12 protein-coding genes and 1 tRNA gene are annotated in these 15,813 nt (G+C 71.6%); 3 read left to right on the top strand and 10 right to left on the bottom strand.

The window, feature by feature from the left end; genetic code table 11:
* Positions 1 to 3: 3 nt before the first annotated feature.
* The 8 genes from ACAM26_RS11925 to ACAM26_RS11890 form a co-directional block, all read right to left on the bottom strand.
* Positions 4 to 525: a chemotaxis protein CheW gene (locus ACAM26_RS11925; protein WP_165913465.1), complete on the bottom strand. Its 522-nt coding sequence runs from the start codon at positions 523 to 525 to the stop codon at positions 4 to 6.
* Positions 522 to 2,222, bottom strand: coding sequence for a diguanylate cyclase (locus tag ACAM26_RS11920; RefSeq protein ID WP_369613746.1), 1,701 nt, complete (start codon positions 2,220 to 2,222; stop codon positions 522 to 524). Before ACAM26_RS11920 ends, ACAM26_RS11925 begins: the two co-directional genes overlap by 4 nt.
* 38 nt (positions 2,223 to 2,260) lie before the next feature.
* Positions 2,261 to 2,611 carry a response regulator gene (locus ACAM26_RS11915; RefSeq protein WP_123140979.1) on the bottom strand — a complete coding sequence of 117 codons (351 nt, stop codon included), beginning with the start codon at positions 2,609 to 2,611 and terminating at the stop codon, positions 2,261 to 2,263.
* Between the two features lie 45 nt (positions 2,612 to 2,656).
* Positions 2,657 to 4,825 carry a response regulator gene (locus ACAM26_RS11910; RefSeq protein ID WP_369613745.1) on the bottom strand — a complete coding sequence of 723 codons (2,169 nt, stop codon included), beginning with the start codon at positions 4,823 to 4,825 and terminating at the stop codon, positions 2,657 to 2,659.
* A 16-nt stretch (positions 4,826 to 4,841) separates the two neighbouring features.
* Positions 4,842 to 6,230 carry a CheR family methyltransferase gene (locus ACAM26_RS11905; RefSeq protein WP_369613744.1) on the bottom strand — a complete coding sequence of 463 codons (1,389 nt, stop codon included), beginning with the start codon at positions 6,228 to 6,230 and terminating at the stop codon, positions 4,842 to 4,844.
* Positions 6,227 to 7,264, bottom strand: a complete 1,038-nt coding sequence (gene cheB / locus ACAM26_RS11900) for a chemotaxis-specific protein-glutamate methyltransferase CheB (protein ID WP_369613743.1) — start codon at positions 7,262 to 7,264, stop codon at positions 6,227 to 6,229. Before cheB ends, ACAM26_RS11905 begins: the two co-directional genes overlap by 4 nt.
* Positions 7,261 to 9,201, bottom strand: a complete 1,941-nt coding sequence (locus ACAM26_RS11895; protein WP_369613742.1) for a cache domain-containing protein — start codon at positions 9,199 to 9,201, stop codon at positions 7,261 to 7,263. Before ACAM26_RS11895 ends, cheB begins: the two co-directional genes overlap by 4 nt.
* A gap of 138 nt (positions 9,202 to 9,339) precedes the next feature.
* On the bottom strand, positions 9,340 to 9,912 hold the full coding sequence (locus ACAM26_RS11890) for a carboxymuconolactone decarboxylase family protein (protein WP_123140974.1): 573 nt from the start codon (positions 9,910 to 9,912) through the stop codon (positions 9,340 to 9,342).
* A 442-nt stretch (positions 9,913 to 10,354) separates the two neighbouring features.
* On the opposite strand from ACAM26_RS11890, the gene malQ reads away from it, so the two are divergent.
* On the top strand, positions 10,355 to 11,869 hold the full coding sequence (gene malQ / locus ACAM26_RS11885; RefSeq protein ID WP_123140973.1) for a 4-alpha-glucanotransferase: 1,515 nt from the start codon (positions 10,355 to 10,357) through the stop codon (positions 11,867 to 11,869).
* Positions 11,870 to 11,880: 11 nt separating this feature from the next.
* On the opposite strand, the gene ACAM26_RS11880 is transcribed toward malQ, so the two are convergent.
* Positions 11,881 to 12,699 (bottom strand): trans-aconitate 2-methyltransferase, encoded by an 819-nt coding sequence (locus ACAM26_RS11880; protein WP_369613741.1) that lies wholly within the window; start codon positions 12,697 to 12,699, stop codon positions 11,881 to 11,883.
* A gap of 141 nt (positions 12,700 to 12,840) precedes the next feature.
* Here ACAM26_RS11880 and ACAM26_RS11875 point away from each other — a divergent pair.
* Positions 12,841 to 12,931 (top strand) — tRNA-Ser (locus ACAM26_RS11875).
* Positions 12,932 to 13,440: 509 nt separating this feature from the next.
* Positions 13,441 to 14,514, top strand: coding sequence for an NAD(P)-dependent alcohol dehydrogenase (locus ACAM26_RS11870; RefSeq protein WP_369613740.1), 1,074 nt, complete (start codon positions 13,441 to 13,443; stop codon positions 14,512 to 14,514).
* Between the two features lie 355 nt (positions 14,515 to 14,869).
* Here the strand turns inward: ACAM26_RS11870 and ACAM26_RS11865 are convergent, their stop codons facing one another.
* Entirely contained in the window at positions 14,870 to 15,787 is a 918-nt protein-coding gene (locus ACAM26_RS11865) for a glycosyltransferase family 2 protein (protein ID WP_369613739.1), read from the bottom strand.
* Positions 15,788 to 15,813: the final 26 nt, after the last annotated feature.

Raw genomic sequence — 15,813 nt, 5'->3', positions numbered from 1 at the left:
CGCTTAGGCCGACTCCTTCATGAAGTCGATGAACAAGCGCTCGAGATCGAGCACCGCCACCGTCCGTCCCTTGGCGGTGAACACCCCGGTGGTCACCCGAGCGAGCATCGAGGGCAGTGTCGGCGGTGGTTCGAGGATGTCGTGCCCGGCGATGTCGACGACATCGACCACGCGCTCGACCCGCAGTCCGCTGGTGATCTCACGTGCGCCGGCGAGCAGGATCGCCCCGCGCGTGGCCGGTGCCGGGGTGGGACGCCCGAGCAGGGTGGCGAGACAGAGCACCGAGGTGATCTCGCCGCGCACCGAGATCACCCCCTCGAGCGCCGGCGGGCAGCCGGGCACCGGGTGGATCGGCACCAACGGCAGGATCTCGGCGATGCGTGCGCCGGGCAGGGCGAAGCGCTGCTCGCCGAGCGCGAACACCACCAGCTTGACCAGGTCCTGCGACTCGCTCTCCGGCGCCGGGTCGTCCTCCCCGGGGCGGGCGGCGAGCAGCACGCCGAGCGGATCGTCGTCCTGGGTCACGGTCGCGGCTCCGTGGCGACGGTGGCGCACTCGATGCGATTGCGCCCGTGCCGCTTGGCCTGGTAGAGGGCGCGGTCGGCGGCCTCCTGCAGGGTGGTGGGGTCGGTGAAGTCGGGGAAGGCGGCGAGCCCGGCGCTGAAGGTGCTGTGGAACTGCTGGCCGCCCTCGCCGGCGAAGGTCACCGCAGCGAAGCTCTGGCGCAGCGCGTCGAGCACCTGCATCGCGCGCTCGGCGCTGGCGCCGATCATCACCACGGCGAACTCCTCGCCGCCATAGCGTCCGACCACGTCGGAGTCGCGCATGCGCAGGCGCAGGGTGCGCCCGAGGGCCATCAGTACCTGATCGCCGACGTTGTGGCCGTGGCTGTCGTTGACCTGCTTGAAGTGGTCGATATCGATCATCGCAAAGCTCAACGGGGTGTTGCCGCGCAGCGCCGCGGCCACCGCGATCTCGAGGAGCTGGAGGATGGTGTTGTGGTTGAACAGCCCGGTGAGGCTGTCGCGCACCATCAGCGAGCGCAGGGTGCGCATGCGCTCGGCACGCAGCCGGATCTCGGCGACCAGCCGCTTGGGCGCGATCGGCTTGGTGAGGAAGCCGTCGGCGCCGGCGGCGAGCGCGCGGAACTGGCGCTCGGCGTCGGTCTCGGAGGAGATGTAGATGATCGGCAGGCCGACGTGCGCCGGCACCTGGCGCAGCACCTGGGCAAGCTCGGGTCCCGAGCACAGCGGCATGTAGAGATCGACCAGCATCAGGTCGGCCTGGAAGGTCTCGAGCTGCTGGAGCACCAGCGCCGGATTGTTGAGCACCCGGGTGACCATGCCCGCGGCCTCGAGGATCAGCGCATGGTACTGCGCCAGGTCGGGGTCGTCGTCGACGATGAGGATGTGGAAGGGTTCGACCGGGGTGGTGTCGGTGATCAGATCGAGGATCTCGACCATCTCCACCGTCTTCACCGGCTTGGTGCAGTAGGCGCTGCCGCCGGCCTGCACGGCGTGCAGCCGGGCGCCGAAGTCCTCGCGGTTGGAGATGAAGATGGTCGGCACCGGCTGACCGGTGAGCCGATTGATCTCGGCGAGCGCCTCGGGTCCGGCGTTGATCCCCTCGGGGAAGACCACGTCGAGGATCACCGCCGCCGGCGGCGTCTCGGCGACCGCCCGGTGGAGCCTGGCCAGCGAGGTGAAGGCGGTCACCCGGTAGCCGAAGCAGCCGAGCTGCATCGCCAGCTCGGCGACCACCTCGGGGTCGTCGTCGCAGACATAGATGGAGTGCTCGCCGCGACTGGTGGTGATGTCGCGACCGCTGCGTCGCGCCGGCAGCGCGACCTGGGCCGGCGGCTCCTGGGGCAGGCAGGGGCCGCGATCGATCTCGAGGTGTTCGAGCGCGTCGAGCTGGTGGGAGAGGGTGTCGAGCAGCTCCTCGCCGAGCGCCTCGTAGCCGTCGAGCACCTGGCTGAGGTGCTGCTCGGCGTCGCGCGCGGCGGCCATCACCTCGGGGAAGCCGAAGGTCGCCCCCGAGCCCTTGAGGGTGTGAAAGAGTCGGTGGATCTCCTGCAGGTTGAGCCGGTCCGGGGGCTGTGCGGGATCGAGCCGCGAGACGCGCTCGCGCAGCTCGCCGAGCCGCGTCGGCAGCTGGCTGATGAAGGAGGCACGCAGTCGCGCCTTGCGCGTCTGGAGGTCTGCTGATTGCTGCTGCGTCATGCGCGTGGTCGCGGGCTGCTGCGTTGCGGCGGCGGTAATCACAGCCGGGCGACTGCCTGCAGCAGGGCCTCTTCCAGGGTCTCGTCCTTGCAGAGGTGGGCGCTGATGCCGGGGCGTTGATCGGAGGTCGCGCGCAGGTCGTCGCCGCTGAGCAGGATGAAGGGGATCGATACGCCTAATTTACGGATCTCGCCCTCGAGTTCCAAGCCATCGAGCAGCGGCATGTGCAGATCCGAGATCACGCAGTCGAAGGGGCTGGTGGCGGCCGCGATGCGCTCGAGCGCGGCGAGCCCGTGCGCGACGATCTCGCAGCGGTGTCCGGCCTGCTCGAGGATGGCGGCGGTGAGTTCGCCGGTGAGGGTGTCGTCGTCGACGATCAGGATGTGCATGCGGAGGCGTCCTCGATGGTTCTTATGGTGGATGGCGCGCGAGGCTCATCCGATCAATCCTCGCAGGGTGTCGACCAGGCTCGACTGGGCGAAGTCGCCCTTGACGATATAGGCGTTGGCGCCGACCTCGATGCCGCGGCGTCGGTCGGCCTCGTCGGCGCGCGAGGTGACGATGACGATCGGGGTGGTGCGATAGTCGCTATTCTCGCGCAGCCGGGCGGTCAGGGAAAAGCCGTCGAGCCCCGGCATCTCGACATCGCTGACGACCGCGTCGAAGCGCTGTCGCTGCGCCTTGTCGAGCGCCTCGAGCCCGTCCTCGGCGAGGGTGACGCGATAGCCGCTGGACTCGAGCAGGTCGCGCTCGATCTCGCGGGTGTTGAGCGAGTCGTCGACCACCAGTACGTGGTGTGCCGAGGCCGGCGCGGTGGTCGCGTCGCGCGCCGGTGCGTCGGCCTCGAGCCGCGCGGCGGCGAGCAGCGCCGGGGCCTGGAGCACGCTCACCAGGGTCTCGTCGCCGGTGGTGACGAAACCGCCGACCAGCTCGCCGACCGGGGCGAGCGCGCGCATGTGCGCCGGCAGCGGCTTGATCACCATGTCGCGCTCGTCGACCAGACGATCGACGATCAGCCCGAGCTTGGCGCGCGCGGTGCCGATGACGATGATCAGCGGCGCCGGCGGTGAGGGCGCGCCGGTCTCGCGCTCGAGCCCCAGCAGCGCGCTCAGGGTGATGAGCGGCAGACAGGTGCCGTCGAGCGTCAGCGTCGGCTGTCCGGCGACCTGCAGGGTGGTGTCGAGCGCGACGCGGATCAGCCGCTCGACGTGCTGCGCGGTGAGCGCGAAGACGCGACCGCCGGCCTCGAACAGCAGCACCCGCATCAGCGCCAGCGACAGCGGCACCTTGAGCGTCAGCCGGGTGCCCTGGCCGGGCGTGTCGGTGACGGCGATGGTGCCGTGCAGCTCCTCGACCACGGTGCGCCTGACCACGTCCATGCCCACCCCGCGCCCCGAGACCTCGGTGACCAGCTCGCTGGTGCTGAAGCCGGGGCGGAAGATCAGCTCGGCGACCTGCGTCGGTTCCAGCGTCGTCGCCTGCTCCGGCTCGACCAGCCCCTGGCGCACCGCGCGCTCGAGGATGCGCGCGCGATCGAGTCCGCGCCCGTCGTCGCGGATGCCGATGGCCACCCCGGCGCCGTCCTTGCGCGCGCTGATCTCGATGCGTCCGAGCGCGGGTTTGCCGGCGCCACGGCGCGCCTCGGGCGACTCGATACCGTGATCGACGGCGTTGCTGAGCAGGTGCACCAGGGCATCGCCGAGACGCTCGACGATATGACGGTCGAGCTCGATCTCGCCGCCGCTGGCGTGACAGTCGACCTGCTTGCCGAGCGCCCGGCCCTGCTCGCGGGCGATCCGCGCGATCGGCTCGAACAGGGTCGCCAGCGGCAGCATGCGCAGCCCCAGGGCGCAATCGCCAAGCTCGCTGGTGAGCCGCTCCTGCTCCTGCACCAGATCGCGCAGCGCGCGGGTGAAGCGCTGTCGGCCGGCGACGTGCTTGGCCAGTGCCGGGTTGTCCTCGAGCAATCGTGCAAGCTCGACGTCGAGCGCGCGGGCCTCGAGCAGGCGCTGGCGATAGCGCCCCTGGGTGGCGATCAGCTCGCCCATCAAGCGGATCAGCCCATCGAGCTTGTCGAGTCCGACGCGCACCGTCTCGGTCGGGCGCAGGTCGAGTCGCGGCGGCGTGCGCGCCTCGCCCGGTAGCGCCGGCGCCGGTGGGGCGGGTGGCGGCTCGGGGGCGGGTGCGGCATGCGTCTGCGCCGCTGCGGCGGTGGGCGTGGCGTGCTCGAGCAGCCGCGCGAGCAGCGCCGGGTCGGGGTGCGCGGGCAGCTGCTCGGGGGTGGTGGCGGCGGCCACCAGGTCGCCGATGGCGTCGTGACATTCGAGCAGGGTCGCGGCCAGCTCCGGCGAGGGCGCCAGGCGCGCTTCGCGCAGCGCCCCGAGCACGTCCTCGAGGGCGTGCGCGGTCTCGGCGATCACCCCCAGCTTGAGCATCCGCGCCGAGCCCTTGATGGTGTGGGCGGCGCGGAAGGCGGCGTCGAGGTCGTCACGCCCGAGCGGCTCGTCGCGCGCCATCGCCGAGAGCTGGGCCTCGAGCTCGCCGAGATGGCCGTGCGACTCGGTGACGAAGCGTTGCAGGAAGCGTTGCAGGTCGATGGCCATGCCCGTGGCGTCCGTCTCAGTCCGCGCCCTGGGCGGCGAGCCGCGCCAGGTGGCGCTCGCAGATCAACCGCAGGTCGCGCCGCGACAGCGCGCTCGGCAGCAGTGGGCGCGGCGCGCCGGGCGGCGGCTCGGCGGTGAGCAGGTTGCGGGCGATGCGGTACTCGCGCGCGGCGGACGCGGCGGCGCCCTCGTCGCGATGTAGCTCGGCGAGCTGATAGTGCGCCCGCCAGCACTCGGGTTGGACATAGATGACGCGGGCCAGTTGCGTGCTCGCCGCCTGCGTGCGGCCCTGGCGCCGGGCGCAGCGCGCGCTGACGAGCAGCGCCTCGAGCGACCAGGGATCGCTGGCCAGGGCCTGTTCGCAGCTCGCCTGCGCCGCGGCGATCGCCCCGGTCTCGAACTCGAGCAGCGCGCGCAGCTCCAGTGCCGCCACCGAGCGGCGTTCGAGCGGGATCATGGCCAGCCGGGTCAGCGCCTCGGTGTAGCGCTCGGCGCGTGCCAGCGCCAGCGCCTCGGTATAGCAGCGCGCCGGGTCGAGCGGTGGCGGCGGGCGGCGCACCGGGCGGGACGGGGCGAGGGCGGGCGGCGCGAGCGGGGCGTTGCTGAAATAGAAGATGCCGCGATGGACGTGCTGGCGCAGCAGTCCGATGTCGTTGGCGAGGGTCTCGGCGACGCCGACGATGAGGAAGCCGCCGGGGTTGAGCAGCCGCGCCAGCTGCGCGAGCACCTGGGCGCGGGTCGGCGGATCGAAATAGATCGAGACGTTGCGGTAGAAGATCACGTCCTGTCCCTGCAGCCCCGGCGGGTAGTCGCGGGCGAGCAGGTTGAGCGCGAGGAAGTCGACGCGCGCGCGGATGGCCGCGGCGAGCTGGTGCTGGCCGTTGTCGAGCCGGGTGAAGTGACGCGCGCGCAGTGCCGGGTCGAGGGCGCGGAAGGTGAAGGCGCCGTAGCGCCCGGCGCGAGCGCGCTCGAGCACCTCGGGGTCGAGGTCGCCGGCGCTGATGCGCACCGCGGCGGCGGCCTCGGCGCCGAGACGCTGCTCGAGGGCGATGGCGATCGAGTAGGGCTCCTCGCCGCTCGAACAGCCGGCCGAGAGGATGCGGATCGGCGTCTCCGGGGGCGCGCGGTCGCGTGCGCGCAGCGTCGGGATGAGGTGATCGGTGAGCAGCTCGAGGTGCTGCGCCTCGCGATAGAAGTAGGTCTCGTTGATCGTCAGCAGGCTGCCGAGCGCCATGAGTTCGGTCTCGTCGGCGCGCAGCCGGGCCAGATAGGCCGCGGGGCCGTCGCTCGCGGTGTGGGCGATGCGACGCGCCAGCGCCTCGCGCAGCGTCGTCTCGGAGGCGGCGTCGAAGTGCAGCCCGATCCGCTCCTTGATGAGCGTGCGCAGCGCGGCGAGATCGTTCACGACGGGGCGGGCGCGACGGCGCCGGTCAGGGCGCACAGGCGCGGCGGGATCTCGGCCAGGGCGAGGACCTCGGCGGCGGCGCCGGCGACGATCGCCTCGCGGTTCATGCCGAAGATCACCGAGCTGGCCTCGTCCTGGGCGATGGTCGGGGCCCCGGCGCGGCGCATCGCCAGCAGCCCGCGTGCGCCGTCGCGCCCCATCCCGGTGAGGATCACGCCGACGGCGCGCGCGCCGTAGTGCGCCGCCACCGACTCGAGCAGATGATCGCAGCTCGGGCGATAGATGTCGCCGGCGGCGCGCGGCGAGAGCTGGATGCGCTGCTCGTGGTCGACGCCGAGGTGCTGGCCGGGGTCGGCGATGTGGACCCGGCCCGGGCGTAGCGCCTCGCCGGGCTCGGCGACGGCCACCGGCAGCGGACAGAGCCCGTCGAGCCAGGCGGCCATCGCCTGGGCGAAGCCGTCGGCGATGTGCTGGGCGATGAGCAGCGGCGCGGGGAAGTCGGGCGGCAGCGCGGCGAGGATCTGGGCGAGCGCGTGGGGACCGCCGGTCGAGGCGGCGATGGCCACCACCCGGGCGCGGTGACGGTGCGGCTCGGGGGCCGTCGGGGCGAGGGCGGCGGGGGCCTGGGGGCGACGGATGTGGCGGATCACCGGTACCCCGGCGAGGGTGCGCAGCCGCTGCGCCAGGCGCGACGCGTCGCCGAGCGCCTCCTTGGAGAGGGCATCGAGCGCGCCGTAGGCCACCGCCGCCATGGCGTTGTCCGCGTCGGCCAGGTCCGAGACCACCAGGATCGGGGTGGCGCGTGTCGACATGATCTCGGCGATGGTCTCGAGCCCGCCCATCCCCGGCATCTGCAGGTCCATGGTGATGATGTCGGGGGCGAGCTCCTGGGTCAGACGCAGCGCCTCGCGGCCATTGCCGGTCTCGGCGCAGACCTCGAGACCGGCGGCGGCCTCGATCTGGGTGCGGATCAGCGCGCGCGCCAGCGGGCTGTCGTCGACCACCAGCACGCGGATCGGGCGGGTCGCGCTCATGCCGGATCCCGGGTGTCGGCGGCGGGCGCGGCGCCGAGCTCGAAGCGGTCGACGCGCTGGCCGAGATTGGTCGAGAGCTGGGTCATCTGCTGGGCGACCTGGGCGATGCGCTGCACCGACTGGGCGGTGTCGGCGCTGGCGGTGACGATCTCGCGCAGCGCCACCACCACCTGGTTGCTGGCGGTCTTCTGCTGCTGGGTCGAGAGGCTGATCTGTTGCGCCGAGCTGGTGGTCTCGCCGGCGGCCTCGACCAGCGAGCGGAGGATCTCGGAGCTGCGCGAGGAGGCCTCGAGACCCTCGGCGATGCCCTGCGAGCCTTTCTCGGAGTTGATCACCAGACGGTTGATGGCGTCCTGGATCTCGATGACCTTGTTGCTGATCTCGCTGGTCGAGTCGGTGACCGAGTCGGCCAGGCGGCGGATCTCGGCGGCGACCACGCCGAAGCGCTTGCCCGCCTCGCCCGCCGAGGAGGCCTCGAGCGCGGCGTTGAAGGCGATCAGCTTGGTCTGATCGGCGACGGTGTCGATGATCTCCATGACCTTGGAGATCTCCTTGGACTTGTGCCCGAGGGCGACGATCTCGGCGAGCGCGTGCTGGTTGTCGCGACGGATCTCCTCCATCTGCGCGGCCAGCTGCTGCATCGACTCGGCCCCCTGCAGGCTGTCGTCGTAGGTGCGCTTGGCGATCTCGGCCACCGAGCCGGAGTACTCGGCGATCTGGGTCGAGGAGGCCGACAGCTCCTCCATGGTCGAGGTGATCTCGGCGATCGAGGCCGACATCTCGCTGGAGGTCGCCGCCTGGCCCTCGACGGCGCCGGCGATCTCGCGCGCGGCCTCGTCGACGGCGCGCGCATCCTGCTCGACCTCGCCGACGAGACCGTGGAGATGACGGCGCATGCGCTCGCCGTCGTGACCGAGCGCGGCGAGCTCGTCGCGCCCGTCGATGGCGATCTCGTGGCTGAGGTCGCCGGCGGCGATCTGCTTGATGCCGCCGGCGAGCCGGCGGATGCGCCGCTCGAGCGCGCGCGCCGTGAGCAGCGTCAGCACCAGACTGAGGCCGGCGACCAGGGCCGCGACCAGCCAGGCCTCGCGGGTGCTGGCAGCGATCGCGGCGAGCGCCGCGCTGCGGTCGCGCACCAGCTCGATGACCCCGATCGGGGTGCCGGAGTAGTCGGTCACGGCGCTGGCGTAGACCGCCACCGGGGTGGTGCCGAGCCGGGTGTGGACGAGCTGCGGGGTGCCGGCGAGCGCCGCGCGCAGCCGCGAGTCGTCGAGCAGCGGCTGGGCGCCGAAGGTGCCGGCGAAGGTGCGCAGACCGTCGGCGCGGGCGAGGTGCAGCGCGGCGTCGACGCCGTGATGCTGCTTGAAGGTGGCGAAGAAGTCGGCGCCGAAGGCCATGCCGAACTCCACCGAGCCGACATGACGCCCCTGCCACGCCACCGGGACGATGCCGCGCGCGCCGAGGTTGGCCACCCCGACCTCGAGCCCGCGCTGGGGCTCGCGCTCGCGGTTGGTGTCGACCACCGAGTGACGGAAGCCGGAGAGGTCGTCGCCGTGGCGCTCGGGCATGTGCAGGCGCAGCATCGAGGTCGCCGGCGGGGTGTGGAACTGGAACTGCACCACGCCATAGTCGGCGTGGAGCTTGCGATAGGCCGGTTCGAGCGCCGCGCGCAGCCAGGCGCGGTCGCCGGCGGCGAAGTGCGACTGGATATCGGGGAGGTTCGCCACCAGGGTGCTCATCGCCGCGGCCAGCCGGGTCTCGGCGGCGATCTCGGCCTGCAGGCTGTCGGCATAGAGTGCGAGCTGCTCGCGCTCGGCCTGGGCGGTGAGACGGTCGATGTCGTGGAGGTTGTTGTAGGTGAGCGCCGCCACGGCCAGGGCGATGGCCAGCCCCATGCCCAGCAGGATATTGGCCCACAGCGGGAGATACTTGAACATCGCAGGCTTCCGTGGTGATCCGCGGGGCCGGCTGCCTCTCTGGGGCCGGCGTGATGGCGCCGCCACCGCGGGCGTGGGTCGACGCGTCAGCTGCGGATGCTAGCGCAGCCGCGCCCGGGGCGCGACCGCGCGGCGCGCTCAGGCGCTCAGTTGCAATGCCGGGGCGTCGAGCGCCTCGACCAGATGGGGGATCTGCGAGAGGGCGGGGGCGCCGTCCATCAGCAGCGCGATCGGCATCACCTCGAAGATCTCCTCGGGCGGCGTGCCGAACTCCAGCGCCGAGCGCGCGTGCAGACGGATGTGGTCGCGGCGCTGCTCGACCAGGGCGATGCCGAGCGCGATCAGCTCGCGCACATGGTGCTCGATCGGGCCGCGCCCGAGCACGTACTCGCGCCAGGAGTCCTCCCAGGACTCCCACATCTCGCCGCCGCCGCTGGGGCTGGCCTTGAGAAACAGCGCGATCTTGCGCACCTGGCTGAGTTCGCCGTCGCCGGCGCCGAGGCGTCTGGCCTCGCTGCCGTGGATGTCGATACAGCGCCGGCACTGCTTGGCCAGGGCGATGCCGAGGGTGATCAGCTCCTTGCTGGCGCGGTCGATGCGGCCCTTCTTGGTGCTCTCCTGGGAGAGCTCGCCGATGATCTCGAGGAACTCCTCGAGCCCGTACTCGCGGGCGCGACTGAGTGAGTGCTTGAAGGTATCGGGACTGCTCATGATCGATGGGTTCCTACTGCTGTCGGGGCCGGGTTGGAGAGGTCCGTCCGGCGTCGGACACCCGGTGCGGGCGAATGAGATGAAGCCAAGCGTGTGTGCCGAAACCGTGCGCCCGGTCACGATTGCGGACGCCGGCTCGCCGCTGGCGCGTCGACGTTGCGTCGTCGTCGCGCGAGCCTCCCCACGCTAGCCCAAGGCGCGGTCGCGGATCAATCGTCGCGCGCTCGAGCGTTGCGATGCCCTCGTACTTTCAATGGTTTGTGCGCGCCCCCATGATTCGGGGTCGGGTGTGTCGCAGAGCGCCTCGGCCGCCCCCGCCGGGTGCGCCCGGCGCGCCCGAAGAGATGTAAACGTGTCCGTCCATGCGGATCGTGGTCGCTGTCGTGGGGCGATCGGCGTTAGGATGCGACCAGCGGACAGCTGCCGACCGGGAGGCCCCTCCATGCACCGCACCAGCGGTATCCTGCTCCATCCGACCTCGTTGCCCAGTCCCTTCGGGATCGGCGACCTGGGGCCGGGTGCCTACCGATTCGTCGACTTTCTCGCCGCCGCCGGGCAGGGGCTGTGGCAGATGCTGCCGCTCGGCCCCACCGGCTATCACGACTCGCCCTATCAGTGCACCTCGGCGTTCGCCGGCAACCCGTTGCTGATCAGCCCGCAACGGCTGCTCGAGGCCGGTTGGCTCGACCCCGAGGACCTCGAACCGGCGCCGAGCTTCTCCGCCGACCGGGTCGAGTACGAGGCCGTCGGCGCCTGGAAGCGCGCGCTGCTCGAGCGCGCCCGCCGCGGCTTCGAGGCGCGCGCCTCGGCCGCGCAGCGCGCCGCCTACGCCGCCTTCTGCGAGAACCACTGCGACTGGCTCGAGGACTTCGCCCTCTACAACGGCCTCAAGGCCTTCCACGAGCAGCGTCCCTGGACCCAATGGGCGCGCGACTACGCGCTGCGCGACCCCGGCGCGCTGGCGCGCTGGGCGGCCGCGCACGGCGAGGTGCTGGCGCTGCAGCGCTTCGTCCAGTTCTGCTTCTTCGAGCAGTGGCAGGCGCTGCGCGACTATGCCCGCGCGCGCGGGGTACGGTTGGTCGGCGACATCCCGATCTTCGTCGCCCACGACTCGAGCGAGGTGTGGACCCATCCGCACTGGTTCGAGCTCGACGCCGAGGGCGAGCCGACGGTGATCGCCGGGGTGCCGCCGGACTATTTCAGCGCCACCGGCCAGCGCTGGGGCAACCCGCTGTATCGCTGGTCGGCGCTGGCCGCCGACGACTACGCCTTCTGGGTGGCGCGGCTGCGTCAGGTGCTCGAGCTGGTCGACCTGGTACGCATCGATCACTTCCGGGGCTTTGCCGGTTACTGGGAGATCCCCGCCGACGAGCCGACCGCGGTCAACGGGCGCTGGGTCGCCGGGCCGGGGATGAAGCTCTTCGGCGTGCTCCAGGAGGCGCTCGGCGACGACCCGCCGCTGATCGCCGAGGACCTCGGGGTGATCACCGAGGACGTCGAGGCGCTGCGCGACGGGCTGGGGCTGCCGGGGATGGCGATCCTCCAGTTCGGCTTCGAGGACATCCCCGAGGGCTTCGGGCGGTCCTACTTCCTGCCCCATCACCACCGCCGCCGTCAGGCCGTCTACACCGGCACCCACGACAACAACACCCTGCGCGGCTGGTGGGACAGCCGCGACGAATCGGTGCGCCGCCACGCCCGGGTCTATCTCAACACCGACGGTCACGAGATCCACTGGGACTTCATCCGCTGCGCCCTCGGCTCGGTGGCGGAGATGGCGCTGTTTCCGCTGCAGGACGTGCTCGGACTCGGCGCCGAGGCCTGCATGAACCGCCCCGGCACCGCCGAGGGCAACTGGGAGTGGCGCTTCCGCGAAGAGATGCTCGAGACCGGCAGCGCCGAGCGGCTGCGCGCGCTCAGCCGGCTCTTCGGGCGGTTGCCGCACCCCGAGGACTGAGCGCGGCGCGCTCAGCGCGTCGGCGTGGCGCCGAGATAGGCGATCCAGCCGGCGTCGGGCTCGCCGCGCTCGACCGCGACGAAGTCGCCGTCGGGCTCGCCCTCGGCGTCCCAGCCCTGCCAGTAGACGCCGACCTCGCCGAAGCCGGCCTCGGCGAGCAGCTCGCGCAACTCGGGCAGGGTCCACAGCCGCCACTGATAGCTGAAGGCGCGCTCGAGCCGCGAGCCGTCGTCGAAGGCGAAGTGGATGTGACACTCCAGATCGCTGCTGATCGGGTCGAAGCGCGCCTGCTCCCAGATGTAGTCGAAGTCGCCCTGCTCGGGGGCGGCGACGCGGCGCTCCTCGCGGATCACCCGCGGGGCGTCGTAGCCGCCGTAGACATCGAGCAGGAAGACCCCGTCGGGGGCGAGCGCGCGGTGCACCGCGCGGAAGTAGTCGCCGAGCGACTCGCGGCTGCGCAGCAGCCAGTAGCTGAAGTTCATCGCCACCACCAGGTCGACCGGCGCGGTGGCGGCCTCACGGACATCGGCTTGGCGCAGCGCCAGTCGCGCGCGCGCCTCGGGCGCGAGCCCGGCGAGGGTGTGGGTCCGTGCCCAGTCGAGCACCGCGGCGTCGAGATCGATGCCGAGGGCCTGATTGTCGGGGCGGCGACGCACCCAGGCCGCGGAGATCGCGGCGCTGCCGCAGAAGTCCTCGCGCAGCCGTCGCGCCGGGCGGCCGCGCAGGTCGGTGACGAGCTGATCTAGCAGGTCGATCTCGGCCTCCGGGGCCTGGACGGCGAGTTCGTAGAGACGGTGACGGTCGGCGGTGCTGGCGCGCGTGTTGGGCATGGGGCAGGGTGGCCTGAGGGAAACGGGTGCCCCGATGATGCCCGCTGTGCGTTCGAGAAGAAATGGGTTGAAAGCCGTCGGGGTTTCGGTTAAAGTTCACGGCTCAAACGCGCCGCGGGCCTTCCTGTCGCCGTGTTTTCCGGAGAGGTGTCCGAGTGGTTTAAGGAGCACGCCTGGAAAGTGTGTATAGGTTAATAGCCTATCGTGGGTTCGAATCCCACCCTCTCCGCCACACAGCAAAAAATACCGCCCTCGAGGCGGTATTTTTTTGTCCGCACGCCTGCGCCCGTCCCCCTTCCTCGCGATCGACCGACAGGGTCTCCCGCTACCCCGGCGCTCGACGCTTGTCGACGATCTCCTCGGCATCCGGTGATCCAAGCGCCGCTACGCGCGCATCTGCCTGCGTCAGCGATTCTCCTCCTCTAGCGCGCAGTCGCGAAGTTGCCAGCCCCGTCCTGCAACCGTCATTGCTTCGAAGGGTGTCGCGCCGACTTCCAGCTCCCGTCTCTTCACGCCCTGTTTGCCGAGGCGCTCACCCGCCATCTCCCCCCTTGAAGGTCACGCCCGCCGAGGCGACCTATCTGGCATGGGTGGACTGCTCGGCGGCGGCGCCGTCTTCCGCCCCGTTCGCCCGGCGCCTGCCCGAGTCCCTCGGGCTCTGGACTCAACGCGGGCCCGCCGCGCCGCTCGCCGAGACCGGCGGCACCTCCGCAACCCACTGACGAAGACAGGCCAAAGACCATGAAAACCGTTGGATACGCGGCCCATTCGGCCGATGCCAAGCTCGTTCCCTATCACTTCGAGCGTCGCGCGCTGCGCCCGAACGATGTCGCCATCGACATCCAGTACTGCGGTGTCTGTCACTCCGACCTGTACACCGTCAACGGCGACTGGGGGCCGCAGCCCTATCCGCTGGTGCCGGGCCACGAGATCGTCGGCGTGGTCAGCGCCGTCGGTCCCGAGGTCGAGCGCTACCGGGTGGGCGATCGCGTCGCGGTCGGCTGCATGGTCGACAGTTGCCAGGACTGCGACCAGTGCCGCAACCATGAGGAGCAGTACTGCCGCAACGGCATGACCCCGACCTATGGCGCGCCCGATCGCATCAGCGGCGAGATCACCCAGGGCGGCTACTCCAAGCACATCGTGGTGCGCGAGGCGTTCGTGCTGCGCATCCCCGACAGTCTGGATCTCGCCAGGGCCGCGCCCATCCTCTGCGCCGGCATCACCACCTTCTCGCCGCTGCGCACCTGGCAGGTGGGCGAGGGCACGCGCGTCGGCGTGATCGGGCTCGGCGGGCTCGGCCACATGGCGGTCAAGCTCGCCGCGGCGATGGGCGCCGAGGTCACGGTGATCAGCCGCTCGAGCAGGAAGGAGGCGGAAGCGAAGGCCAGCGGCGCCCGTGGCCTCCTCGCCTCCACCGACCGGCAGGCGATGCAGGCGGCCGCCAACGCCTTCGATCTCATCATCGACACCGTGCCGGTGAAGCACGACCTGAATGTCTACACGCCGCTGCTCGACGTCGACGGCTCGCTGGTGATCGTCGGCCAGATCGGGCCGCTGGAGGCGCCGATGACCACGCCGCTGGTGTTCGGTCGCCGGCGCGTCGCCGGGTCGCTGATCGGCGGCATCGCCGAGACCCAGGAGGTGCTGGACTTCTGCGCCGAGCACCAGATCTATCCCGAGTGCGAGATGATCCGCATCGAGCAGATCAACGATGCCTTCGCGCGTCTGGCCGAGGGCGAGTTCGCCCATCGCATCGTCATCGACATGGCCTCGCTCAGCGTCGATGGGCCCGCGCCGGGCGCGGCGGTCTGAACGAACGATCAGCGCAAGGGCGCCGAGGTCGCGCGAGGTCGGGCCTTCGTCTGGCCGGGCGTGACGCGGGGCGGATCTCGCGCCTCGCGCCCGAGGCGCCCCGCGCGACCTCTCGCCGGGACGCCAGGCCCCGTGTCGGCACCACCCCCCCCCATCCCCCGATGCCGTTTGACAGAGGACGGGCGCGCGCCCCGTCCTCTTCGCGTGCGCCGAGTGGCCCCGGTCGTCGACCTCGTCTCCGGCGGCGGACTGGAGCGCGAGGCGAGCAAGCGCGCCGCCCCGAGCCCGCGGAGAGGCCGCCGCGCCTGCTCGCGGTCTGGGGCCGCGCCGCGTGCGGTGCGCGATCGAGCGGGCCTCAGTCGCGCGGCGCGCGCAGCAGTCGGCCATCGGTGCGCGCGGCGCGCGGGATGCGTCGCTGCGGCGTCAGCGAGCGTGCCAACAGGCGGCTGGCGCAGACCCGCGCCGGGTGTCCCTCGGCCTCGCCGATCAGCAGCCGGGCGCGGCGCAGTGCGACCGGGTACGCGGTGCCGAGTTCGGGGCGGTCGCGCCGGATGATCCGCGCCAGCACCGCGAGCCGCGCCTCGGTGCGGCTGATCTCGGTCTCGGCGCGCCGCTCGTCGTCGCAGTAGACGCGCGGGCTGAAGCCGACCGCCCCGGCGCTGGCCAGGCGCAGCCACAGCTCCCGCTCCTCTGCAGAATGCAGTCCACCGTCGAATCCCTTCGCATTCTGCAATGCATCGCCTCTGGCCACCACCGTCGAGGTGCCGACCAGGTTCTCGGCGAACAGCAGCGCCGTCGGGTGGGAGAGCCGTCGGAAGCTGTCGCCGCCCTCGAGCAGCAGCCGCAACCCCGGCCAGAGGCTGAAGCAGTCGCCGCGGTCCTCGCCGTCGGCGCCGACATGGCGGTAGTTGGTGAAGCTCATCACCAGCTCGGGGTCGCGCCGGTGGAGGGCGAGCTGCGCGGCGAGCTTGCCCGGGTACCAGCGATCCCCTACGTCGAGGAAGGCGATCAGCGCGCCGCGCGCCGCGGCGATGGCGTGATTGCGCGCCCGCGCCGCGCCCAGCCCGCCGAGCCGGATCGGGTGCAGCCAGCGCGCGCGTCTGGCGTACGCGCACAGCCAGTCCCAGGTGCCGTCCTCGGAGCCGTCGTCGACGACCAGCACCTCGAAGGCGTCGAGCTGCTGGGCGAGGACGCTGTCGATCGTGCGCGGCAGCTGCTCGAGACAGTCGCGGGCGGGGATGACGATCGAGACCTGGATGGGCTGGGTCGACATGGCGCGTCCTCTGGCATTGATGTTGC

This window comes from Marichromatium sp. PS1, from assembly GCF_041155115.1.
Classification (GTDB): Bacteria; Pseudomonadota; Gammaproteobacteria; order Chromatiales; family Chromatiaceae; genus Marichromatium; species Marichromatium gracile.
The sequence above is the reverse complement of the archived record's forward strand: the minus strand, read 5'-3'. Positions and strand labels throughout refer to the sequence as shown.